The organism is Microbacterium sp. 2216-1 (assembly GCF_046507855.1).
In the GTDB taxonomy this organism is placed as follows: Bacteria; Actinomycetota; Actinomycetes; order Actinomycetales; family Microbacteriaceae; genus Microbacterium; species Microbacterium esteraromaticum_C.
The window spans coordinates 113,670-137,160 of sequence record NZ_JBKFTM010000003.1 but is presented as its reverse complement, the minus strand read 5'-3'; the positions used below and the strand labels follow the sequence as shown (position 1 = coordinate 137,160).

Sequence of the window (23,491 nt, the reverse complement as noted above, 5' to 3'; positions counted from 1 at the left end):
TGGAGCCGTGGCACGCAGCATCTACATCACCTCGGCCGAGGGGCACACGGGCAAATCGACCATCGCGCTGGGCGTGCTCGACGCACTGATGCGCGTGTCGGAGCGCGTCGGGGTGTTCCGCCCCGTCGCCCGTTCGACCGACGAACGCGACTTCGTCGTCGAGCTGCTGCTCGCCCACGACGGCGTGCACCTCGACTATGACGAGTGCATCGGCGTGAGCTACGACGACGTCCGGCAGGACCCCGAAGGTGCGCTCGGCACGATCGTGGCCCGCTTCAAGGCGGTCGAAGCGCAGTGCGACGCCGTCGTCGTGCTCGGCAGCGACTACACCGATGTCGCCAGCCCCGCAGAGCTCAGCTACAACGCGCGCATCGCCGCGAACCTCGGCGTTCCGGTGCTGCTCGTGCTCTCGGGGCGCGACAGCCAGAACCAGGCCGAGCAGCTCGGCACCACCACGGCCCGCACACCCGATCAGATTCAGCAGATGGCGGCGCTCGCGCGCAGCGAGCTCGCCACCGAGCGGGCCGAACTGTTCGCGATCATCGTCAACCGCGCCGAACCCGACATGCTCGGTGAGATCGTCGAGCGCATCGATGACCTGCGCACCCCGGTGTGGGCCGTGCCCGAGGACCGGGCGCTGGTCGCGCCCTCGATGCGGGGCATCCTGCGGGCCGTCGACGGCACGCTGGTGCGCGGCGAGGACGAGTTGCTCGAACGCGAGGCGTACAACATCGTCATCGCCGGCATGTCGATGGTCAATGTGCTGCCGCGCCTCACCGAGAGCGCCGTCGTCGTGATCGCCGCCGACCGCACCGAGACGTTGCTGGCGACGCTGCTCGCCGCAGCATCGGGGACGTTCCCCGACCTCGCGGGCATCGTTCTCAACGGCCCCTTCCCGCTGCCCGATCCGGTGCTGCAGCTGATCGACGGCATCGAGTTGACCGTGCCGATCGTGGCCACCGATCTGGGCACCTACGACACCGCGGTGCGCATCATGAACACCCGTGGCCGCGTCAGCGCCGAGAGCAGCCGCCGCTACGAGAGCGCACTGGCGCTGTTCCAGACCCACGTCGACATCTCCGAGCTGACGATCGAGATGGGACTGGCCGAATCGACCGTCGTCACTCCGCTGATGTTCGAGTACGGGCTCATCGAACGCGCACGCAACGACCGCAAGCGCATCGTGTTGCCCGAGGGCGGCGATGACCGCATCCTGCGGGCCGCCGCCGTGCTGCTGGCCCGTCAGGTCGCCGACCTGACGATCCTCGGCGACGAGACCGAGATCCGGGCCCGCGCTGTCGCCCTCGGGCTCGACATCAGCGAGGCGCAGATCCTCAGCCCCACGGATCCGGTCATGGTCGAGCGGTTCGCCGCCGAGTACGCGCGGCTGCGCGCGCACAAGGGCATCACCGTGCAGCAGGCGGCCGACACCGTCACCGATGTGTCGTACTTCGGCACGATGATGGTGCACCTCGGGCTCGCCGACGGCATGGTGTCGGGCGCCGCGCACACCACCGCGCACACCATCCGCCCCTCGTTCGAGATCATCAAGACCAAGCCGGGCGTCGATGTCGTCTCCAGCGTGTTCCTCATGGCACTCTCTGACCGCGTGCTCGTGTACGGAGACTGCGCCGTGATCCCCGACCCCACCAGCACGCAGCTCGCCGACATCGCGCTGTCGTCGGCGGGCACAGCGAGGCAGTTCGGCATCGATCCGCGGGTGGCGATGCTGTCGTACTCCACCGGCGAGTCGGGCAGCGGCGCCGACGTCGACAAGGTGCGTGAAGCGACCGCTCTCGTGCGCGCTCGCGACCCGCAGCTGCCGGTCGAGGGACCGATCCAGTACGACGCCGCGGCGGATGCGGCCGTCGCGAAGGCCAAGCTGCCGGAATCGGCCGTGGCGGGCCGTGCGACCGTGTTCGTCTTTCCCGACCTGAACACGGGCAACAACACCTACAAGGCGGTGCAGCGCTCGGCCGGCGCCGTGGCGATCGGGCCGGTACTGCAGGGGCTGAACAAGCCGATCAACGATCTCAGCCGGGGCGCGCTGGTCGACGACATCGTCAACACGGTGGCGATCACGGCCATCCAGGCGCAGGGGACGGACGAATGAGTCACGTACTCGTCATCAACAGCGGCTCGTCGTCGCTGAAGTACAGCCTGCTCGACATGACCCGCGAGGTCGAGCTCGCCGGCGGACTCATCGAGCGCATCGGCCAGCCCGTCAGCACCGTCGCGCACACCGTCCACACGGTGGCCTCTCCCGGCGAGCCCGCACCGACCATCCTCGAGGCTCGATACGAAGACGACCGCCCCATCGCCGACCACGATGAGGCCTTCGCGGCGATGCTTGCGCTGTTCGCCGAGCACGGCCCCGTCCTGACCGAGCATCGGCCCGTCGCCGTCGGCCACCGCGTGGTGCACGGCGGCGCACGCTTCTACGCACCGACCGTCGTCACGCCCGACGTCGAACGCCAGATCGGCGAGCTCAGCGTGCTCGCCCCGCTGCACAACCCGGCCAACCTCGCCGGCATCGTCGCCGCGAGGGCCGTCTTCGACGACGTGCCCCACGTGGTCGTGTTCGACACGGCGTTCCACCAGACGCTCCCGCCGGCCGCCTACACCTACGCCATCGACGCCCAGATCGCCCGTGAGCACCGGGTGCGCCGCTACGGGTTCCACGGCACCAGCCACAAGTACGTCAGCGAGCATGCCGCGGAGTTCCTGGGGCGGGCGAACGACAGCATCCGACAGCTCGTCTTCCATCTCGGCAACGGGGCATCCGTCACCGCCGTCGACCGCGGACGCTCGGTGGAGACGTCGATGGGGCTCACCCCGTTGGAGGGTCTGGTCATGGGCACCCGCTCGGGCGATATCGATCCGGCCGCACTGCTGCACCTCTCCCGTCGCGCCGGGCTCGGTATCGACGAACTCGACGACCTGCTGAACAAACGCAGCGGTCTGCTGGGGCTTGCCGGGCACAACGACATGCGCGACATCCTCGCGGGAGCGGATGCCGGTGACGAGGCCTCTCGGCTGGCCTATGACGTCTACATCCACCGGCTGCGTGCGTACGCCGGCGCGTACATCGCGCAGCTCGGCGGCGTCGACGTGATCTCGTTCACCGCCGGGGTCGGCGAGAACGCCGTGAAGGTACGTGCCGATGCGCTCGCGACCCTGGGGTTCGTCGGCGTGCGGATCGATCCCCACCGCAACGCCGAGCGCGCGCCCGGCATCCGACGCATTTCGGCCGACGACTCGGCGGTCGATGTGCTGGTCGTGCCCACCGACGAGGAGCTCGAGATCGCGCGGCAGACGCTCAGTGTGATCTGAGCGTCGGATGCCGGCATCCGACGTTCATCGGTGCGCGACGTTCCCGTCGGAAATCCCAGACCTGCGCGGCGTGTCGCCGCGCAGGGCGACATGACACGCCTCGGTGGGTGGGATGGGTCTGTGATTTCCGGATGCACGATTCGGGCGCGCGCTTCGGAACAGGGCCCCGCGTTCATTAGGCTTGACGCGCACGTCCGATTCCGGAGGTCCCATGGTTCACGAACTTCCCGATCCGCACCACATCCTCGACCTCAGCAGCGCCCCCGGCGTGCTGTTCGACCTGGATGGTGTGCTCACGCCGACCGCCGAGGTGCACATGCGCGCCTGGCAGAGCGTGTTCGATGATGTCCTCGCCCGCTGGGGGGTCGTCGAGCCGTATACGGATGCCGATTACTTCGCCTACGTCGATGGCAAGAAGCGGTACGACGGCGTGGCGAGTCTGTTGCGCAGCCGCAACATCGAGATCCCGTGGGGCGAGGTCACCGATCCGCCCGAGGCCGAGACGGTGTGCGGCGTCGGGAACCGCAAGAACGCTGCGTTCGCGGCCGCCCTGCGCGCGGGCGGCATCGCCCCGTATCCGGGGTCGCTCGCGGTACTGGTGAGCCTGCGCGACGCCGGTGTGCCGATGGGTGTCGTGTCGAGTTCGAAGAACGCCGAAGAGGTGCTCAGCACAGCGGGCATCCGAGACTTCTTCCGCATCGTCGTCGACGGTGTCGTCGCTGAACGCGACCACCTCGCCTCGAAGCCAGCGCCCGACATGTTCCTCGAAGGGGCGCGGATGCTACAGGTCGACCCGGCCTCGGCGGTCGCCGTCGAGGATGCCGTCGCGGGCGTAGGATCGGCGGCCGCGGCGGGCTTTGGCATCGTGGTCGGAGTTGACCGTGGCGCGGGACCCGAGGTGCTGCGCGCTGCCGGCGCGACGGTTGTCGTCGACGATCTTTCCCAGCTGCTGAGCGAGCGGAGCGAGACGAATGATTGACCGCGAACGTCACCCCGTCGACCCGTGGCGGCTCATCGAGAACACCTACGACGCCAGCGGGGTGTCTGAGACCGTCTTCACGGTCGCCAACGGCTACCTCGGCCTGCGCGGAAATCACATCGAAGGGCGCGGTGCCCACGAGCACGGCACGTTCATCAACGGTCTGCACGAGACCTGGCCGATCCGGCACGCCGAACAGGCGTACGGCTTCGCCGAGGTGGGGCAGACGATCGTCAACGCCCCCGACGCCAAGGTGATGCGCGTCTACATCGATGACGAGCCGCTGTCGTTCGACGCGACCGAGATGCACGAGTACTCGCGTGTGCTCGATATGCGCACCGGTGTGCTCTCGCGCGATGTGTTGTGGGTGACCCCGTCGGGCAAACGCGTGCGCATGCGCGATGAGCGCCTGGTGAGTTTCGATGAGCGTCATCTGGCGGTGCTGCGCCTGGAGATCGTCGTCGAGAACGCCGATGCTCCGGTGACGGTGAGCTGTCAGCTGCTGAACAGGCAGGACGGTGCCGGTATCTACGCCGGCGACCCGATGGCCTCCAAATCCGAGCGCAAGGGATTCGACCCGCGCAAGGCCGAGAAGATCACCGAGCGGGTGCTGCAGCCGGTCGAGTACTGGCAGGACGGGCTGCGCTCGGCGCTGTCGTACCGCGTCACCGAGTCGGGGATGACCGTGGCGGTCGTCGCCGACCACATCGTCGAGACCGAGAACGATTACAGCGCGCGATCGCTGATCGAACCCGACATCGCCAAGAACGTCTTCCGGGTGCAGGCGAAGGCGGGTGTGCCGATCCGCATCAGCAAGATCGTCAGCTACCACAGCTCACGCGGCGTGCCGCCGCGTGAGCTCGTCGACCGGTGCCGCCGTTCGCTCGACCGGGCGGGTGTCGAGGGGGTGGATGCCCTCTTCCAGGCCCAGTCGCGGTGGTTGAGCGACTTCTGGGAGCGCTCGGATGTGCGCATCGCCGGTCACGACGATCTGCAGCAGGCGACGCGCTGGTGCCTGTTCCAGCTCGCCCAGGCCGCATCGCGCGCCGACGGCAGCGGTGTGCCGGCGAAGGGCCTGACCGGGTCGGGCTACAGCGGGCACTACTTCTGGGACACCGAGGTCTATGTGCTGCCGTTCTTGACATACACGTCGCCGCAGTGGGCGAAGAACGCCCTGCGCGCACGGGTGCTGATGCTGCCGGCGGCTCGCCGGCGCGCGGCGCAGCTGAACGAGGCGGGCGCACTGTTCCCGTGGCGCACGATCAACGGTGAAGAGGCGTCCGCCTACTATGCGGCCGGCACGGCGCAGTACCACATCAACGCCGACGTGAGCTTCGCGCTCGGCAAGTACGTGCGCGCCACGGGGGATGAGGACTTCCTTCGCAGGGAGGGCGCCGACATCGCGGTCGAGACGGCGCGTCTGTGGGCGACGCTGGGCTTCTGGCGGGGCATCAACGGTGAGAGCTCGTTCCACATCCACGGTGTGACCGGGCCCGATGAGTACACCACGGTCGTCAACGACAACCTGTTCACGAACGTGATGGCGCGGTACAACCTGCGCTTCGCCGCCCGTGTCGTGCGCGAGATGCGCGCTGCCGATCCCGCCGCGTATGCAGCCCTGGTCGAGCGGGTCGGTCTCGACTTCGGTGAGGCCGAGGCGTGGGAGCGCGCGGCCGAGGCCATTCACATCCCGTACAGCGAAGGACTGGGCATCCACCCGCAGGACACGTTCTTCTTGGAACGCGAGGTGTGGGATCTGGAGGGCACGCCCGCCGAGAAGCGCCCGCTGCTGCTGCACTATCACCCGCTGGTGATCTACCGCTTCCAGGTGCTCAAGCAGGCCGACGTCGTGCTCGCGCTGTTCCTGCAGGGCAACCACTTCACCGACGACGAGAAGCTCGCCGACTTCGACTACTACGACCCGCTGACGACGGGGGATTCCACGCTTTCGGCGGTCGTGCAGTCGATCATGGCGGCCGAGGTCGGGTATCAGGACCTCGCGCGCGAGTACTTCGAGCACGCCCTGTACGTCGACCTCTCAGACCTGCATCACAATGCCTCGGACGGCGTGCACGTCGCGTCGGCGGGTGGCGTGTGGACCGCGTTGGTGAGCGGCTTCGGCGGAATGCGCGACCACGCTGGAGAACTGAGCTTCGACCCGCGGCTGCCGGTGGACTGGCCCGAGCTGTCGTTCCCCCTGCAGTGGCAGGGGTCGGCGCTGCACGTCACCGTGACGCGCGATGCGCTGCGTGTCGAGGTGCGTTCGGGCGACGCGGTGGAGTTCGCGGTGCGCGGCGCAGTGCACCGCGCAGCCGTCGACGAACCGGCCGTCGTGCGGCTGGTCGATCAGGGCCCGGTGCGCCCCGGGCGCCCGACGCTGCGCAAGTTCGAGGATGCCCGTCGCGATGACGGAACGCGCCTGTCGGCGTCGGTGCCCGTCACCACCAGCGCGCTCCCGGTGCTCGGCGCATACGACGACTGACCCGGCGCGGTTGCGTGTCGCGTGTCGCGTGTCGCGTGTCGCGTGTCGCGTGTCGCGTGTCGTGTGTCGTGCGTCGCGTGTCGTGCGTGTTGCTCGCGTTGCGTGCGCCGCCGACACCCCCACGTGTCGTCGAGACCCCCAGGTACGGATGCCCGTAGCTGGGGGTCTCGGCGGAAGCTAGGGGTCTCGGCGGACGTCGGTCGCACGCCGTAGGCTGGATGGGTGACGACAGCCCTCTACCGCCGCTACCGGCCCGAGACCTTCGCGGAGATGATCGGGCAGTCCCAGGTGACCGATCCGCTCATGACCGCGCTGCGCGGCGACCGGATCGGGCACGCGTACCTGTTCTCCGGCCCCCGCGGATGTGGAAAGACCACGTCAGCGCGCATTCTCGCGCGTTGCCTCAACTGTGCCGAAGGGCCCACCGACACCCCGTGCGGTGTGTGCCCGAGCTGCATCGAACTGTCGCGCGCCGGCGGCGGCTCGCTCGATGTCGTCGAGATCGACGCGGCCAGCCACAACGGTGTCGACGACGCTCGCGACCTGCGCGAGCGTGCGACCTTCGCACCGAGCCGTGATCGGTTCAAGATCTTCATCCTCGATGAGGCGCACATGGTCACACCGCAGGGCTTCAACGCCCTGCTGAAACTGGTCGAGGAGCCGCCGGCGCACGTCAAGTTCATCTTCGCGACGACCGAGCCAGAGAAGGTGCTCGGCACGATCCGTTCGCGCACGCACCACTATCCGTTCCGGTTGGTGCCGCCCGCGGCGATGCTCGAGTACGTCGAGAAGCTGTGCGCCGAAGAGGGCGTGCAGGTCGCCGACGGCGTACTCGCGCTCGTGGTGCGCGCCGGTGGTGGTTCGCCGCGAGACACGCTCTCATTGCTCGACCAGCTGATCGCCGGTTCCGAGGCGGGCAACGTGACCTACGAGCGTGCCGTCGCGCTGCTCGGCTACACCCACGCTGCGCTGCTTGACGAGATCGTCGATGCGCTCGCCGCAGGTGATGCGGCATCCGCCTTCCCCGCGGTGGACCGCATCGTGCAGACCGGGCAAGATCCGCGCCGGTTCGTCGACGACCTGCTCGAGCGGCTGCGCGACCTGATCGTGATCGAGGCGGTGGGCGAGGGTGCATCCGCTGTGCTCCGCGGCCTGCCTGCCGACGAACTGCAGCGCATGCACGCACAGGCGCGCGCGTTCGGGGCTCTGCGTCTCTCGCGCACCGCAGACCTGGTCAGCCAGGCGCTCGATGATATGACCGGAGCGACCTCGCCGCGGCTCCACCTCGAGCTGATGGTCGCGCGCGTGCTCGCCGGGGCCGCCGCCGACGGCGAGCACGCTGCGGCTCCCGCGTCGTCCGGTGCCGTTCCACAGCGCCCCGCGGCTCCGACGGCGCCCACCTCGGCAACGGGCGCTGCGGCGGCGCCGAGTGCGGCTGCGCCCGCGTCCGCGCCTGCGGTCCCGGCGATGCCTACGACGTCGGATGCCACGCTGAACGCTCCGGCCTCGTCACCCGCGCCATCCGCCGAACCTGCCCCGTCCGTTGCCGCTGCTGCGGGGCCGACGGCGCCCGCGCCTGCTCCGGCCGCGGAGACGCCGGCCGCGGAGACGCCGGCCGCGGAGACGCCGGCCGCTGAGACGCCGACCGCTGAGACGCCGACCGCTGTGCCCTCGGGCCCGGTGACCTTCGAACGGATCCGGGAGTCCTGGGCCGGCGTGCTCAAGCGCCTCGAATCGATCAGTCGTTCCTCTTGGCTGATGGTCACTGCGATCCAGCCGCTTGGCTACGACGTCGACAGCGAGGTGCTGACGCTCGGGTTCTCCAGCCCCAGCGACGTGTCGCGGTTCAAGGGCGCGACACCAGGCAAGGGCACCTCCGACCACCTGCGCACGGCCATCGAGCAAGAACTTGGCATCACCGTGAAGTACCGTCCGGCTCCGCTGCCACCGGCAGATGGCGCTTCCACTGGTGTGGGTGGACCTGACGGCTCGGGAGGCCCCGGCGGCTCGACCGGCCCTGCGGGCCCCGGGAGCTCCGGCGGTTCTGGGGGAACCGGTGGACCTGCACCGTCGAACCCTGCACCGTCGAACCCGGCATCCGCGGCACAGAACGGCGCCGCGCAGTCACGAACGACGCCCATCGCGCCCAGTGCCGGTGACGATGCCCCCGCCGCAGGCTGGGCAAAGCCGACAGGTGCGTCCGAGTCCTCAGGGCCGGGCGTCTCGAAGGGGAAGGCGCGTCAGGCGTCCGAGCCTTCCGCGGCGACCGTGCGACCATCGAACGCGGCGGTCACCGAGTGGGCGGTCGCTCCCATCCCGTCCTCGGATGCCCCCGTCGCGCCGGCGCCCGCGGAAGCGTCACCACAAACGCCCGCTGTGCCCGCGCCGGGCATAGCGTCGGGAGCATCCACGACTTCGACGCCCCCGAGGCCCTCGGCGCCCTCGGCGGCATCGGCCGCGACGGTATCCGCGCCCGCGCCGGCAGGTCCGGCCGACGGGGCGTCCACGGCGGCAGCACCTGTGGCGGCGAAGCCCGCGCAGCACTCGGCTCCCCAGCAGCCGAATCCGCAGCAACAAGCGCCGCAACAGCCCTACGACGACCAGCCTCCGTACGACGATCAGCCTCCGTACGACGAGTACCCGCCGTTCGACGACGAACCGCCGTACGACCCGATGTACGACGGTCCGCCGCCACGGGAAACTCCGGGACGCCAGGCATCCGGCCCCGCACGGGCTTCCGCGCCGCAGGCAGCCGCGCCCCGGGCAGTCGCAGCCCCGGCATCCGCAGGGCCGGCGGCTCCCGCGGAGTCCGGCGCCCTTCCAACCGCGCCGACCGCCGCATCCGCCGTCGCTTCAGGGCAGGCGGCCGCCCCACCCGCAGCATCCACCCCCACCGCTTCCCGCGTTACTGCGTCCGCCGCCTCGCGTCCGGTGCACGACGGCGTCGAGCGTCGCGGCGAGGCCGTGATCCGCCAGGTGCTCGGAGCGAAGTTCCTTCGTGAAGAGCCCTTCGAAGCCCCGACGAGGTTCAACTGATGTACGACGGCATCGTTCAGGAGCTGATCGACGAGTTCGGTCGGCTGCCGGGTATCGGACCCAAGTCCGCCCAGCGGATCGCGTTCCACATTCTGCAGACGCCGTCCTTCGACGTCGCCCGTCTGTCGGAACTGCTCACTGAGGTGCGCACGCGGGTGCGGTTCTGCGACATCTGCGGAAACGTCGCCGAGCAGGAGCGCTGCAGCATCTGCCGTGACCCGCGCCGCAACCCCGAGCTGATCTGCGTCGTCGAGGATGCGAAGGACGTCGCGGCGATCGAGCGCACCCGTGAGTTCCGAGGCCTCTATCACGTGCTCGGTGGAGCGATCAGCCCCATCGCCGGTGTCGGACCCGACGACCTGCGTATCGCCCAGCTGATGAGCAGGCTCGCCGACGGCACTGTGCAAGAGGTCATCCTCGCGACCAACCCCAACCTCGAGGGCGAGGCGACCGCAAGCTATCTGAGCCGCCTGCTGACGAGCATGGACATCGCCGTATCGCGCCTGGCATCGGGACTCCCCGTCGGTGGCGATCTGGAGTACGCCGACGAGGTCACCCTGGGACGCGCCTTCGAGGGCCGTCGCCGGCTGTGAATGCTCAGCATCCGGGATTCACACGCAAGGGCTGGGCGCTGTTCGCCGTCATGGCATTCGTCTGGGGCATCACCTACCTGTTCATCAAAGAGGCTGTCGCGTCGTACTCACCTCCGGCGGTGGTTTCGGCGCGTACCTTGCTCGGCGCCGCCGTACTGCTGCCGTTCGCGATCCGCGCGGGGGCGCTCAAGGCGGCATGGAAGCACTGGCCCTGGGTGCTGGCCTTCGGTCTCATCGAGATGGCCGGTCCGTTCCTGCTGCTCAGCCACGCCGAGACGCAGCTTCCCTCGGGGCTCACCGGACTGCTCGTCGCGACCGTCCCGCTGTTCGCAGTGCTCATCGCGCTCGTGCGGGGTGATCGTTCGGTGCTCGCGCCGATACGTCTCGGCGGGCTGCTGCTCGGCTTCGCCGGTGTCGCGATCGTCGTCGCCGGACCCGGCCTGTTCCCACGCGACGGTGCCAGCGCCTTCGCGATCGGCGAGGTGCTGCTCACCGCGCTGCTGTACGCCATCGCCCCCTTCGTCATCGCCTACAAGCTCAGCGACGTCCCCTCGATCGGAACGATCACGCTCGCGCTGCTTGGCATCGGGCTCGGGTACCTGCCGGCCGCGCTGCTGACCCAGACCGAGGTTCCGACGCTGCGCTCGACGGTCTCGCTGGTGCTGCTCGGCGTGATCTGCACGGCGGTTGCTTTCGTCGCCTTCTTCGCGCTCATCCGTGAGGTCGGGCCGGTGCGCGCGCCGCTGTTCACCTACGTCAACCCGATCGTCGCGCTCGTTCTCGGCACAGTGCTCCTGGCCGAGCCCGTCACGCCCGGACTGGTGATCGGACTTCCGGTCGTTCTCGTCGGATGCTGGTTCGCCGCCACCGGAGGGCGCCTGCGCCCCCGGGTGACCGGAACGTAGCATCCGACCCGTCACATGCGTGAAGGCGCATGGATGCCGTCCGTAGAATGTCGTATGGGCGAATCCGCCCGCAGCACCCGGGAGTGATCGTGGCACTGATCGTGCAGAAGTACGGCGGCTCGTCCGTCGCCGACGCAGAGAGCATCAAGCGCGTCGCCAAGCGCATCGTCGACACCCGTCGCGCCGGACACGATGTGGTCGTGGCCGTCAGCGCGATGGGCGACACCACCGACGAACTGCTCGACCTGGCCAACCAGGTCGCCCCGATTCCCGCCCCGCGCGAGCTCGACATGCTGCTCAGCAGCGGTGAGCGCATCTCGATGGCGCTGCTGGCCATGACCATCCACTCGATGGGCTTCGAGGCGCGCTCGTTCACCGGCAGCCAGGCCGGCATGATCACCGACTCCCACCACGGCAAGGCCCGCATCGTCGATGTCACGCCGGTGCGTCTGCGCGAAGCGCTCGACGAGGGGGCGATCGTGATCGTCGCCGGCTTCCAGGGCTTCAACCGCGATACGCGCGACATCACCACGCTCGGCCGCGGCGGATCCGACACCACCGCGGTCGCCCTCGCCGCCGCGCTGAACGCCGACGTGTGCGAGATCTACAGCGACGTCGACGGTATCTACACCGCCGACCCGCGCGTCATCCCGCGCGCCCGCAAGCTCGACACCATCTCGAGCGAAGAGATGCTCGAACTCGCTGCCAACGGCGCGAAGGTGCTCTACATCCGTGCCGTCGAGTACGCCCGCCGCCACGGAGTTCTGATCCACGCCCGCTCGACCTTCTCGTCGGCAGAGGGCACCTACGTTCTCGGCGAGGGCATGCAGGCCCCGCGCGCATCCCAGGGAGAAGCCATGGAAGAACCCATCGTCGCCGGCGTCGCCACCGACCTGAGCCAGGCGAAGATCACCGTCGCCGGTGTGCCCGACGTTCCGGGCAAGGCCGCCGAGATCTTCAAGATCGTCTCCAAGGCGGGCGCCAACGTCGACATGATCGTGCAGAACGTCTCGGCGGCCTCCACGGGGCGCACGGACATCTCGTTCACGCTGCCCAAGGCCGACGCGCCTGCAACCATCAAGGCGCTCGCGGCCGAGCAGGGCGAGGTCGGGTTCGAGAACCTGCTGCACGACGACCAGATCGGCAAGCTCTCGGTGGTCGGCGCGGGCATGCGCACGCACTCCGGTGTGTCCGAGATCCTGTTCGAGGCTCTCAGTGCCGGCGGGATCAACATCGAGATGATCTCCACGTCCGAGATCCGCATCTCGGTCGTGCTGCGTGGCTCGGACCTCGCCGAAGCTGCCCGCACCGTGCACACCGCCTACGGGCTCGACAGCGAGATCGAGGCTGTCGTCCACGCCGGCACCGGTCGCTGACCGAGACCCCAGCCCTCCAGCATCCGCTCTTCGCGCTCTTCGCGCTCCCGCGCTCGCGAGCGCTTTTCGCGCCCACTCCCGCTGAGAAACCACCTCCCGTTCGAGAAACCACGCCGCAGGCGGTTTCTCAGACGGGAGGTGGTTTCTCAATGAGGCCGCCCCGCGCGGGAGCGCGGGCGTCACGCGCGGGTCGGCCGCAGAGGCGACGGGGTAGACTCGCCGCAACCCTGACATCGGCGCCAGGCGCAGCATCCGCACCCTGGAGCTGAGCCTGGCGTAACCGTCTCCACGCCAAGGACTCCATTCCCATGACTCGTATCTCCGATTCCGGATTCTCGATCGCGATCGTCGGCGCCACCGGCCAGGTCGGCACCGTGATGCGCGACATCCTCGCCGAGCGGGCCTTCCCGATCCGCGAGCTGCGCCTGTTCTCGTCGGCCCGCTCCGCGGGTACGGCGATCGAGTACGGCGGCGAGACGGTGATCGTCGAAGATGTCGAGAAGGCGGATGCCTCGGGCATCGACATCGCGCTGTTCTCAGCGGGTGCGACCGCGAGCCGCGCCTACGCGCCGAAGTTCGCCGCTGCGGGTGCCGTCGTCGTCGACAACTCCAGCGCCTGGCGCATGGACCCGGAGGTCCCGCTGGTCGTCAGCGAGGTGAACCCGGATGCCATGGATGAGCGCCCCAAGGGCATCATCGCCAACCCGAACTGCACCACGATGGCGGCCATGCCGGTGCTCAAGGCGCTGCACGCCGAGGCCGGCCTCGAGCGCCTGATCGTATCGACGTACCAGGCCGTCTCGGGCTCGGGGCTGGCAGGGGCACAGGAGCTGCTCGGGCAGGTCGAGGGCGTGCTCGCCCAGGGTGACACCCTGCGTCTGGTGCACGACGGCTCGGCCGTCGACTTCCCGCAGCCCGAGAAGTACGTCGCTCCCATCGCGTTCGATGTCATCCCGATGGCGGGATCCGTCGTCGACGATGGTGACAACGAGACCGACGAAGAGAAGAAGCTGCGCAACGAGAGCCGCAAGATCCTCGGTCTTCCCGACCTGCGGGTCGCCGGCACGTGCGTGCGCGTTCCGGTGTTCACCGGCCATTCGCTGTCGATCAACGCAGAGTTCGCGTCGGACATCACGCCGGCCCGGGCGTATGAGGTGCTCGCATCCGCTCCGGGCGTCATCGTCGATGAGGTGCCCACGCCTCTGCAGGCCGCCGGCAAGGACCCGAGCTTCGTCGGGCGCATTCGCGCCGACCAGTCGGCTCCTGAGGGCAAGGGGCTGGTGCTGTTCATCAGCAATGACAACCTGCGCAAGGGCGCGGCGCTGAACGCCGTGCAGATCGCCGAGGAGCTCACCCGCCGCTTGGTCCCCGCGCCCCGCTGACGCACGCGCCCACCCTCTATCTGTCACAAACCCGCGCTATTCAGGCCGAATAGCGCGGGTTTGTGACGAATAGACGGGGGAGTGGGGCGTCGAAATGAGGGTGGATGCTGACGGCTAGACTGGTCGGGTGACCGAAACCGTCGATGTCGTTCTGATCGGTGGGGGCATCATGTCCGCCACACTGGGTACCCTGCTGCGCGAACTGCAGCCGGACTGGAAGATCGTCGCCTACGAGCGACTCAGCGACGTCGGCCAGGAGAGCTCCAACCCCTGGAACAACGCCGGTACGGGACACGCGGCACTGTGCGAGCTGAACTACATGCCCCAGGGCAAGGACGGCTCGCTCGACCCCGCCAAGGCGATCTCGATCAACGAGCAGTTCCAGCAGAGCCGGCAGTTCTGGTCGACACTCGTCGACCGCGGCGTGCTCGATGGGCCGTCGACGTTCATCAACTCGACCCCGCACATGACGTTCGTGCGCGGTGAGAAGGATGTTGCGTTCCTGAAGGCGCGCTACGAGGTGCTCAAGGAGCAGCCGCTGTTCGCCGGCATCGAGTACAGCGAGGACTCCCGGGTCATCAACTCGTGGGCGCCGCTGCTGATGCAGAAGCGCCGCAAGGGTGAGCCCTTCGCCGCCACGCGCGTGCCCTCGGGCACCGACGTCGACTTCGGTGCACTCACGCACCAGCTCTTCGATCACCTCTCTGACGCCGGCGTCCAGGTGCGCACCGACCACGAGGTCCGCAGCCTCAAGCGCCAGTCCGACGGCACGTGGCTGGTCAAGTACCGGCACGTGATCGGTCGCACGCCCGGCCAGGTCAAGGCGCGCTTCGTGTTCGTCGGGGCGGGCGGTTGGGCCCTCAAGCTGCTGCAGCGTTCGGGCATCCCCGAGATCAAGGGCTACGGTGTCTTCCCGATCGGCGGTCAGTTCCTGAAGACGTCCGACCCGAAGATCGTCGCCCAGCACCAGGCGAAGGTGTACTCGCAGGCATCCGTCGGCGCACCGCCGATGTCGGTGCCGCACCTCGACACGCGAGTTGTCGACGGCGAGGCGTCGCTGATGTTCGGTCCGTTCGCGACGTTCAGCCCGAAGTTCCTCAAGCAGGGGTCGATGTTCGACATCGTCTCGCAGGTGCGGCCGCACAACCTCTGGCCGATGCTGCGCGTCGCGTTCGCGAACCCCGATCTGATCACGTACCTGGTCGGCGAACTGATGAAGAACCACCGCAAGAAGGTCGACAGCCTGCGCACGTTCATGCCGACGGCGCAGGACGGCGACTGGACGCTGATCCAGGCCGGCCAGCGCGCCCAGGTCATGAAGAAGGACCCCGAGAAGGGCGGCATTCTGCAGTTCGGCACTGAGGTCGTCGCCGCCGAAGACGGCACGATCGCCGGTCTGCTCGGTGCCTCGCCGGGTGCATCGACGGCGGTACCGATCATGCTCGGCCTGCTGAAGCGGTGCTTCCCCGAGCAGTACGCCGGCTGGGAGCCGACGCTGCGCGAGCTGATCCCGACGGTCGGCGAGACGCTCAACGACGACGCGGCCGCCGCCGAGAAGTCGATGGATGCCACCGCATCCACGCTCTCGCTCACGGCCTGAGTAGCCGACCGTGGCGAAGCTGTACTTCCGCTACGGCGCGATGAACTCCGGCAAGTCGACGGCCCTCCTGCAGGCCGCGTACAACTACGAGGAACGCGGGCAGCGCGTGCTGCTGGCCAAACCCGAGATCGACACCAAGGGTGCCTCGCAGATCGAGAGTCGGTTGGGCGTCACGCGTGAGGTCGACTTCCTGATCGGAGAGGGCGCGGATGCCCGGGCGCTGTTCTACGCGGAGCGCGAGCGGGTGCGCAATGAGGTGGCTGATGAGCTGCTGCCCTCGGACCCCGAAGATGTCGCATGCCTGCTGATCGACGAGGCGCAGTTCCTCTCTGCGGAGCAGGTGGATGACCTGTTCCGCATCGCGGTGCTCGATGGTATTCCGGTGATGGCATATGGCATCCGAAACGACTTCCGTACTCACGCCTTCCCGGGATCGGCGCGCCTGCTGGCGATCGCGCACGCGCTGGAGGAGCTCAAGACGATCTGCCGTTGCGGACGCAAGGCCGTCTTCAACGGGCGTCGCGCCGGTGGGCGCTTTGTGTTCGACGGTGACCAGGTGGCCATCGATGGGGTCGCGGTGACGTACGAATCGCTGTGCGGCAACTGCTACCTGGAGGAGTCCGGCGGCATCCTCGGCTGACTCAGCCGCACCTCGCGTAGCCCTCTCGCCTCGCGTCTTGCGTGAGCCTCGCGCCTCGCACCTCGCGTGGGCCTTGCGCCCCGCGCCGCCTGGGTCCCGTGCCTCGCGCCCCGCGCCATTCGCGCACGCGTCCGCCCGACGAGGGGTCAGTATTCGTCGTGTCCGCGCCCGTCGACCCGACATTTTCTGACCCCTCGTGGTGGGGTGTTGGCGCGCGGGAGTGGGCGGAAGTGCGCGGGGGAGAACCTGGCGTGTTGCGTGGTCTGACCACACCGGTTACGCTGTGGTCAGACCACAGGAGGACGGATGCCGGAGATCCCCGCCACCCAGCGCGCTTGGCGCACCGTGCTCGAGCGCATCGAGAGCGATCTGCTCATGGGCGTGCTCGGTCCGGGCGACCGGTTGCCTTCGGAGCGCGACCTCGCCGCCGATCTCGGTGTGGGGCGTTCCAGCGTGCGGGAGGCGCTCCGTGTCCTTGAGGTGATGGGGCTCATCCGCACCGCGACCGGGTCCGGGCCCCAGGCGGGCGCGATCGTGATCGCCACGCCTTCCGGGGGGATGTCCGCGCTACTGCGGCTGCAAGTGGCCGCGCAGGGCTTTCCCCTGGCCGATGTCGTGCAGACCCGCCTCGTGCTGGAGGATGCCGTCGTCTCGGCGCTCGCGACGGCACCTGAACGTGCCCTGGAGGCCGCCCACGCGCTTCTCGACGCGATGGACGACGAGCACCTCTCGGCGCCGGAGTTCCTCGCCCTTGATGCCCAGCTGCATTACGCGCTGGCCGAGGCCTCGGGCAACACCGTGATCACGGCGATGATGGCCGGCCTGCGCACCTCGATCGAGTCGTACGTGCTCGAAGGCTCGGCCCGCATCGAGGACTGGGACGCGATGGTCGCGCATCTGCGCCGAGAGCATCGTGAAATCGTCGCCGCCATCGAGGCAGGCGAGGCGGATGCTGCCCGCGCGCGCGTTCGCGACCACATCACCGGCTACTACACCGCGGCCGGTCTCGTGCCCGACAATCGTCGCGTTCTGACCGAGAACGACTGACATCCCCACCCGGAAAGGAGCGCCCATGGTCACGCGCCAGGTGCCGAACCCCGTTGAGCTTCTCGAGCTGATGAAGTTCAAGAAGCCCGAGCTCAACGGCAAGAAGCGCAGGCTCGACTCCGCGCTCACGATCTACGACCTGCGCGACATCGCCAAGCGGCGCACGCCGAAGGCCGCCTTCGACTACACCGACGGCGCTGCCGAGGGTGAGCTGTCGCTGTCTCGGGCACGTCAGGCCTTCGAGGACGTCGAGTTCCACCCCGGCATCCTCAAGCCTGCGCCGACTGTCGACACGTCGGTCGAGATCCTTGGCGGTCCTTCGGCGCTGCCGTTCGGTATCGCGCCGACCGGCTTCACCCGTCTGATGCAGACGGAGGGTGAGACGGCCGGGGCCGGTGCCGCCGCCGCGGCGGGTATTCCGTTCACGCTGTCGACGCTGGGCACCACCTCGATCGAGGGCGTCAAGGCTGCCAACCCCGAGGGGCGCAACTGGTTCCAGCTGTACGTCATGCGCGACCGTGAGATCTCGTACGAGCTCACGCGTCGGGCTGCGGCGGCCGGCTTCGACACGCTGCAGTTCACCGTTGACACCCCGGTGGCCGGTGCCCGGTTGCGTGATAAGCGCAACGGTTTCAGCATCCCCCCGCAGCTCACGCTCGGCACGATCATCAACGCCATCCCGCGTCCCTGGTGGTGGTTCGACTTCCTGACCACGCCGAAGCTCGAGTTCGCGTCGCTGAGCACTACCGGCGGCACGGTTGGCGAGCTGCTTGATGCCGCCATGGACCCGACTATCAGCTACGACGATCTGGCCGTGATCCGCGACCTGTGGCCTGGCAAGATCGTGATCAAGGGCGTGCAGAACGTCGAGGACTCCGTGCGGTTGCGCGATGCGGGCGTCGACGGCATCGTGCTGTCGAACCATGGCGGCCGTCAGCTCGACCGGGCGCCGATTCCCTTCCGTCTGCTGCCGCACGTGCGCAAGGCGGTCGGCGATGATTTCACCGTCATGGTCGACACGGGCATCATGAACGGCGCCGACATCGTGGCATCCGTCGCGCTGGGCGCGGACTTCACACTCATCGGACGCGCGTACCTGTACGGCCTGATGGCCGGCGGACGTCAGGGCGTTGATCGCACGATCGAGATCCTGCGCACCGAGATCGAGCGCACGATGCGCCTGCTGGGGGTCTCGACGCTCGCAGAACTCGAACCCAAGCACGTCACGCAGCTGGCACGTCTCGTGCCGGTCGCCGCGGACGCCGCGGGGGCGCTGGCGCGCTGAGCAGGGCTCCGCGCTGCCGAGACGGCGCCGCGCGGCCCCGGGCTCGCGCGTGGTCACCGAGAACAGGACGAATACCGAGAACAGGGCGGATGCTGCAGATCCGTCCTGTTCTCGTGTTTCAGCCTGTTCTCCTGCGCGCTGCGGGAGAGCACTGTCACGCAGCGGCGGATGCTCGTCAGCGCACGGCGGGAACGGGAAGCGTCTGCAGCAGTGCGTCGAGCTCGTCGGCGGTGTGCTCCCAGCCGTCCACAGCGATGGAGTGCACACCGAGCGCGAGCACCGGGTAGTCGTTGCCGCCCTCGTCCAAGCGGTCACCGTAGAAGAGCATGTCGGTCAGGGCGATGCCGGTGAGCTCGGCGAGCTTCTGCATGCCGTAGGCCTTGTCGATGCCCGCGCGGGTGATGTCGATCGACGTCGAGCCGCCTGAGCGCACTTCGAGGCCGGGCAGCCGCGGTGCGACGGCATCCCGCAGGGCGGCGCGCTTCGTCCCCGTGGGATCCCAGGCGTGCTTCGCATCGCGCGGAGCCTGCTGGCCGAGCGCCGAGAACGTGATCTGCGATCCGCGGTCTTCGAGGATCTCACCCCAGGGCGTCGCTTCCCAGAGTCCGAGACGTTCGGCCTCTTCACGCAGCGCCGTGAGTGCCGAGGTCTTCTCGGCCTCGGAAAGGTCGTGCGCGTACACCGCGGTATAGTCGGCGCCGTCGTGCCGCAGGTAGCGCGTTCCGCATGTCGGCAGCAAATGCATGCGCTGGTGTGCGGCGGCATCGAGGTCGTCGAGTCGTGCGATGACCTGGGAGCGGAACTGGTCTTCGTTGCCACCCGAGATGATGGCGACCTCGACCCGCAGCAACAGGGAGCGCAGCAGGTCTGCGATCCGGTCGTCGATCTGCCCCTTGGACGGAGCGAGCGTGTCGTCGAGGTCGAACGCGACCAGGCGAGGGGTGTTCATGATGACTCCAGTGTAGGAGAACGGGCCGGGGGCTGTCGGTGGTGCGCGCCGTTCTGCCAGGGGTATGCGAAAAGGGACCCGCTCCAGGCGAGTCCCTTTTCATGTGCTGTCGGGGTGACAGGATTTGAACCTGCGGCCTCTTCGTCCCGAACGAAGCGCGCTACCAAGCTGCGCCACACCCCGTGATTGCAACCGTTCAAGTCTACATGCCGACCGCGCGAGTACCGAATCGGGTGAGCCCCCGGGCGCGCCCAGCTGTCATGCCGAGCGTGCCGTCAACGTCAGCAACGTGGCTTCGGGGCGGCACGCGAATCGCACCGGTGCGTAGATCGAGTGGCCGCAACCGGCGCTGACATTCAGGGGAACAGTGCGGCCGTCGTGCGACCAGGTGCTGAGCCCCTTGGCCTGTTTCAGCGGGATATCGCAGTTGGCGACGAGTGTGCCGTAGCCGGGCAGGCAGACTTGCCCGCCGTGCGTGTGGCCCGCGAAGAGGGCATCCGCCCCGAGGCCGACAAAGTCGTTCAGCACGCGCTGGTACGGCGCGTGCGTCACTCCGATTCGCGATGCGCCCGCCGGGGCGGGGCCCAGCGAACCGAGCGCCCCGGGGATGACATCGAGCTCGTCCCACTCGCGGTGCGCGTCGTCGACGCCGAAGAAGTCGATGGTGTTCCCCGCGACGACCTGGCGCATCGCCGTGTTGTTCAGATCGTGCCAGCCGAGCTCGTCAGTGAAGAACGCGTCAAGAGCTGCGGTGTCGAGGAGCTTCGGCTCGGATGCCGTCTTCGACGGTCCCGTGAAGTACTTCAGCGGGTTGCGCGGGGCGGGGGCCTGCACATCGTTCGAGCCGTGCACGAACACGCCGGGGATGCCGGCGAAGGGCGCGAAGGCGCGTCGGATGCCCGCAAGGCCCTCTTGGTGGCCCAGGTTGTCACCGGTATTCACGATGAGGTCCGGCTCAAGCGCCACTAGCGAGGCGAGCCAGTCCTGTTTTCGGTGCTGCCACGGCGCCATGTGCGCATCGGACACGTGCAATACGCGGATCGGTGCGCTGCCGGGCGCTAGCGCTGGGGCGGTCGCCTCGCGAACGGTGAAGAGATACCGTTCGATGCCGATGCCCCAGATCGCCGCACCGAGGCCAACGGCCCCCACCGCGCCGAGCGCGGTGAGGGCCGGATGCGCTGTGAAACGCGAGGTCATTCCTCGTCTTCCTCCTCGCTCAGACAGCTGAGCGTGACGGTCGATCCAGGAGCTGCATTCGACCCGGCGCCAGGATCCTGCGCGACCACGGTCGCTCCGCCGTTGCAGCCTTCCTCGTCCACCGAGAAGCCGGCGTCCTCAAGAGCCTTCTTGGCCTGACCGAACTTGGACCCGACAACATTCGGGATCTCTGACTCGGGTGGCGTCCCCGAACTGGGTCGAATCGTGACCGTGGTGCCGCCGGGCGCCGAACCGGCACCGGGATCCTGCTCAGCGATCAGGCCCTCATCGACCGTGCTGTCGACGGGATCGCCGACGCGGACGGTGAACCCGGCCTTCTGGAGGGTCTGCGTGGCCTCATCGACGGACAGCCCCACAACACTGGGCAAGTCCTTCACGACACGGCGCGTGAGGTTGGCGTCCGGTGCGGGGAAGCGATCGCCACCGTAGGCGATGTTGGCTGCCCGCTGGAGATCCTTCGCGAGTGCGTAGCGGATGTTGTCCAGGCGGACGCCGTGAGCCGAGTAGTTCTTCAGATCCTTTGTGCCGGTGACGTTGCCGACCCAGACTGCCGTCGCGACCTCCGTGCTCGACTCGACAAGCATGGTGTGCTCGGCCTCTGCGGTACCCGTCTTTCCGATCACAGGAATGCCATCCCAGGGGTTGGCGCCGGTGCCGGTGCCGCCCTCCATCACGCTGCGCAGGGCGAAGGCTGCGGTGGCCGCGACCTCGGGTGAGATCGCCTGGGTGCAGGTGGTCTTGGGCGGGGCGATCTCCTCGCCGTCCTGGCCGATCACCTTGTCGATCACACGAGGCTCGCAGTACTTGCCACCGTTCGCAACGGTGGCATAGGCACCCGCCATCTGGATCGGCGCGATCGACTTGGAACCCAGCACCGTCGGGAACGGGTCGTTCGCGTCAGTGTGAATACCCTGGCTGGGGTCGGCATCGCCGAGCTTCTGCACGGACTTGCCGTCCTCCTGCGACCAGTACAGGCCGTGCGTCGTCACGTCGCCGCCGTCGCCCCAGTGCACTCCGAGGCGCTTCGCCATCTTGTTGATGTCGCAGAGATCCAACTGCTGTGCCATCGCGAGGAAACCGGTGTTCAGCGAGACCGCCGTGAATCGACCCACCGTGTTGACGGAGCCCCCACCCTGTCCGAAGTTGCCGACCTCTTCGGTCTGCGTGTACGTTCCGCCGCACTGCGGGAAGTTTCCGAAAATCCGGGCGCGTCCATCGAGCACCTCGTTGATGGAGCGTCCGTCCTCAAGCCACTGCAGCAGGGTGAAGAGCTTGTAGGTCGAGCCGGGCCCGAAGCCCTTGCCGCCCGCGTGGTCGGAGTCCGCGGCGAAGACCTGGGATGATTCGCCGTTGGCCAGGCTGGCATCTGCTGCTTCACTGAACCGCGTGTTCTGGGCGATCGCCAGGATGCGGCCGGTGCTCGCCTCGATCGAGACGCCGGCGCCACCGATGTTGATGTCGGGCATCGACGCCGGCACGCGGTCGTGCACGGACTGTACCGCGGGAGCCTGTACCCGCAGATCGAGCGACGTGTAGATCTTCATACCGCCGCGGCGCATGTTCTCCAGGCGCTCCTCGGCGGTAGCGCCGAAGGCCTCGTCGTTCTCGACGACGGACTTCACGTACTGGCAGAAGTAGGCGTTGTCCTTCGCCGCGCCGCAGCCCTGGGTGGTCTGCTTGATTTTCGGCTCGACCGGTGTCTCGACAGCGGTGTCGTACTCCTCTTGCGTGATCTCGCCGTTCTCGCGCATCTCGAGCAGCACGTAGTCTCGGCGATCCTTCGTGGTCGCGTAGCCGTCTGCCTCAGTGTTGCGCGCGACGCCCTCTGCGTCGGTCCAGGTGCCCGCGGTCGGTCGGTCGATGCGCAGCAGGTTCGGTTCCTGCACCATGCCGGCAAGCGTCGCGGCCTGCACCAGGTTGAGCTTCGCGGCCGTGGTGCCGAAGTAACGGTTCGCGGCGGCCTCGACGCCGTAGGTCGTTCCGCCGAAGTTCGACACGTTCAGGTACCCGAGCAGGATCTCGTTCTTCGAGTAGTCCTTCTCGATCTGCACGGCGTACCGCATCTCTTGCAGCTTGCGCTCGATGCCCTCAGCACCCTTCGCCTGCGCGGCGTCGATGAAGCACTGCTGCATCTTGGTGTCGTACTCGGCATCGTTGGGTGGCACGCCCTGCTCGCACTGCTGGATGAGCGCGTTCTTGACGTATTGCTGTGTGATCGTCGAGGCACCGCGCGATGAGGCGCCGGTGAGGTTCTCGACGGCGGCCTTCGCCGTCTGCAGCAGGTTCACACCGCCGTGCGAGTAGAAGTTCTTGTCCTCACTCGAGAGAACCGCGTCATAGAGCAGTGGCGAAACCTGATCGAACGTGACCGGTACGCGGTTTTGCTCGTAGAAGGTCGCCATCACGAACGGCTCGCCGTCGCGGTCATTGCCGTAGATCGTCGTCGGCGCCATCGGCGCGGTCGGCTTCAGATAGCTCGGCAGATTGTCGAACAAGGTCAGCGCCTGGGAGCCGCTGACTCCGGCGACGGCGATGGCGGGGGTGACAGCGGCCGTGGCCAGCACTCCGGCGACGACACTGAGGCCGACCAGGCCCAGCAGGCCGCCGAGCACACCCTTCACCGTGCGTTTCGTTTGAGGCATACGCTTGATGGTAGGGGAGTTCCC

The 23,491-nt window shown here is 68.2% G+C and carries 16 protein-coding genes and 1 tRNA gene; 13 read left to right on the top strand and 4 right to left on the bottom strand.

Features of this window, described 5'->3' with window-relative positions:
- Positions 1 to 7: 7 nt before the first annotated feature.
- The 13 genes from pta to ACLD0U_RS10600 all read left to right on the top strand — a co-directional run bounded on the left by pta (position 8) and on the right by ACLD0U_RS10600 (position 18,658).
- Positions 8 to 2,113 carry a phosphate acetyltransferase gene (pta, locus tag ACLD0U_RS10660; protein WP_410340613.1) on the top strand — a complete coding sequence of 702 codons (2,106 nt, stop codon included), beginning with the start codon at positions 8 to 10 and terminating at the stop codon, positions 2,111 to 2,113.
- Positions 2,110 to 3,333, top strand: coding sequence for an acetate/propionate family kinase (locus ACLD0U_RS10655; protein WP_206551512.1), 1,224 nt, complete (start codon positions 2,110 to 2,112; stop codon positions 3,331 to 3,333). Before pta ends, ACLD0U_RS10655 begins: the two co-directional genes overlap by 4 nt.
- A gap of 211 nt (positions 3,334 to 3,544) precedes the next feature.
- Complete coding sequence (locus ACLD0U_RS10650; RefSeq protein WP_410340612.1) at positions 3,545 to 4,312, top strand: HAD family hydrolase; 768 nt, start codon at positions 3,545 to 3,547, stop codon at positions 4,310 to 4,312.
- Positions 4,305 to 6,794 carry a glycoside hydrolase family 65 protein gene (locus ACLD0U_RS10645; protein WP_410340611.1) on the top strand — a complete coding sequence of 830 codons (2,490 nt, stop codon included), beginning with the start codon at positions 4,305 to 4,307 and terminating at the stop codon, positions 6,792 to 6,794. The genes ACLD0U_RS10650 and ACLD0U_RS10645 overlap by 8 nt, the downstream gene beginning before the upstream one ends.
- A 222-nt stretch (positions 6,795 to 7,016) precedes the next feature.
- Entirely contained in the window at positions 7,017 to 9,830 is a 2,814-nt protein-coding gene (locus ACLD0U_RS10640) for a DNA polymerase III subunit gamma and tau (RefSeq protein ID WP_410340610.1), read from the top strand.
- Positions 9,830 to 10,423, top strand: coding sequence for a recombination mediator RecR (gene recR / locus ACLD0U_RS10635; protein ID WP_179410128.1), 594 nt, complete (start codon positions 9,830 to 9,832; stop codon positions 10,421 to 10,423). Before ACLD0U_RS10640 ends, recR begins: the two co-directional genes overlap by 1 nt.
- Positions 10,420 to 11,328, top strand: coding sequence for a DMT family transporter (locus ACLD0U_RS10630; RefSeq protein ID WP_224818718.1), 909 nt, complete (start codon positions 10,420 to 10,422; stop codon positions 11,326 to 11,328). Before recR ends, ACLD0U_RS10630 begins: the two co-directional genes overlap by 4 nt.
- A gap of 89 nt (positions 11,329 to 11,417) precedes the next feature.
- Positions 11,418 to 12,704 carry an aspartate kinase gene (locus ACLD0U_RS10625; RefSeq protein ID WP_179411785.1) on the top strand — a complete coding sequence of 429 codons (1,287 nt, stop codon included), beginning with the start codon at positions 11,418 to 11,420 and terminating at the stop codon, positions 12,702 to 12,704.
- A 308-nt stretch (positions 12,705 to 13,012) separates the two neighbouring features.
- Entirely contained in the window at positions 13,013 to 14,086 is a 1,074-nt protein-coding gene (locus ACLD0U_RS10620; RefSeq protein WP_179410129.1) for an aspartate-semialdehyde dehydrogenase, read from the top strand.
- 169 nt (positions 14,087 to 14,255) lie between these two features.
- The gene (mqo, locus tag ACLD0U_RS10615; protein ID WP_241263883.1) at positions 14,256 to 15,686 is read left to right on the top strand and encodes a malate dehydrogenase (quinone); all 1,431 of its coding nucleotides are present in this window, start codon (positions 14,256 to 14,258) and stop codon (positions 15,684 to 15,686) included.
- 10 nt (positions 15,687 to 15,696) lie between these two features.
- A complete protein-coding gene (locus ACLD0U_RS10610) occupies positions 15,697 to 16,326 on the top strand; it encodes a thymidine kinase (protein WP_179410131.1) in 630 nt (209 codons plus the stop codon).
- 306 nt (positions 16,327 to 16,632) lie between these two features.
- Entirely contained in the window at positions 16,633 to 17,373 is a 741-nt protein-coding gene (locus tag ACLD0U_RS10605; protein ID WP_410340609.1) for a FadR/GntR family transcriptional regulator, read from the top strand.
- Positions 17,374 to 17,398: 25 nt separating this feature from the next.
- Positions 17,399 to 18,658, top strand: coding sequence for an alpha-hydroxy acid oxidase (locus ACLD0U_RS10600; RefSeq protein WP_179410133.1), 1,260 nt, complete (start codon positions 17,399 to 17,401; stop codon positions 18,656 to 18,658).
- Between the two features lie 175 nt (positions 18,659 to 18,833).
- On the opposite strand, the gene ACLD0U_RS10595 is transcribed toward ACLD0U_RS10600, so the two are convergent.
- The 4 genes from ACLD0U_RS10595 to ACLD0U_RS10580 all read right to left on the bottom strand — a co-directional run bounded on the left by ACLD0U_RS10595 (position 18,834) and on the right by ACLD0U_RS10580 (position 23,467).
- Positions 18,834 to 19,607 carry an HAD-IIB family hydrolase gene (locus tag ACLD0U_RS10595; RefSeq protein WP_410340608.1) on the bottom strand — a complete coding sequence of 258 codons (774 nt, stop codon included), beginning with the start codon at positions 19,605 to 19,607 and terminating at the stop codon, positions 18,834 to 18,836.
- Between the two features lie 109 nt (positions 19,608 to 19,716).
- A tRNA-Pro gene (locus ACLD0U_RS10590) sits at positions 19,717 to 19,790 on the bottom strand.
- 75 nt (positions 19,791 to 19,865) lie between these two features.
- The gene (locus tag ACLD0U_RS10585; protein ID WP_224818722.1) at positions 19,866 to 20,804 is read right to left on the bottom strand and encodes a metallophosphoesterase; all 939 of its coding nucleotides are present in this window, start codon (positions 20,802 to 20,804) and stop codon (positions 19,866 to 19,868) included.
- Positions 20,801 to 23,467, bottom strand: a complete 2,667-nt coding sequence (locus tag ACLD0U_RS10580; protein WP_410340607.1) for a transglycosylase domain-containing protein — start codon at positions 23,465 to 23,467, stop codon at positions 20,801 to 20,803. The genes ACLD0U_RS10585 and ACLD0U_RS10580 overlap by 4 nt, the downstream gene beginning before the upstream one ends.
- Positions 23,468 to 23,491: the final 24 nt, after the last annotated feature.

What these genes read in the sequence shown, in the direction of transcription:
- ACLD0U_RS10655 (WP_206551512.1), top strand. Translation starts at nt 2,110, where the DNA reads ATGAGTCACGTACTCGTCATCAACAGCGGCTCGTCGTCGCTGAAGTAC.
- ACLD0U_RS10650 (WP_410340612.1), top strand. Translation starts at nt 3,545, where the DNA reads ATGGTTCACGAACTTCCCGATCCGCACCACATCCTCGACCTCAGCAGC.
- ACLD0U_RS10645 (WP_410340611.1), top strand. Translation starts at nt 4,305, where the DNA reads ATGATTGACCGCGAACGTCACCCCGTCGACCCGTGGCGGCTCATCGAG.
- recR (WP_179410128.1), top strand. Translation starts at nt 9,830, where the DNA reads ATGTACGACGGCATCGTTCAGGAGCTGATCGACGAGTTCGGTCGGCTG.
- ACLD0U_RS10620 (WP_179410129.1), top strand. Translation starts at nt 13,013, where the DNA reads ATGACTCGTATCTCCGATTCCGGATTCTCGATCGCGATCGTCGGCGCC.
- mqo (WP_241263883.1), top strand. Translation starts at nt 14,256, where the DNA reads ATGTCCGCCACACTGGGTACCCTGCTGCGCGAACTGCAGCCGGACTGG.
- ACLD0U_RS10605 (WP_410340609.1), top strand. Translation starts at nt 16,633, where the DNA reads ATGCCGGAGATCCCCGCCACCCAGCGCGCTTGGCGCACCGTGCTCGAG.
- ACLD0U_RS10600 (WP_179410133.1), top strand. Translation starts at nt 17,399, where the DNA reads ATGGTCACGCGCCAGGTGCCGAACCCCGTTGAGCTTCTCGAGCTGATG.
- ACLD0U_RS10595 (WP_410340608.1), bottom strand. Translation starts at nt 19,607, where the DNA reads ATGAACACCCCTCGCCTGGTCGCGTTCGACCTCGACGACACGCTCGCT.
- ACLD0U_RS10585 (WP_224818722.1), bottom strand. Translation starts at nt 20,804, where the DNA reads ATGACCTCGCGTTTCACAGCGCATCCGGCCCTCACCGCGCTCGGCGCG.
- ACLD0U_RS10580 (WP_410340607.1), bottom strand. Translation starts at nt 23,467, where the DNA reads ATGCCTCAAACGAAACGCACGGTGAAGGGTGTGCTCGGCGGCCTGCTG.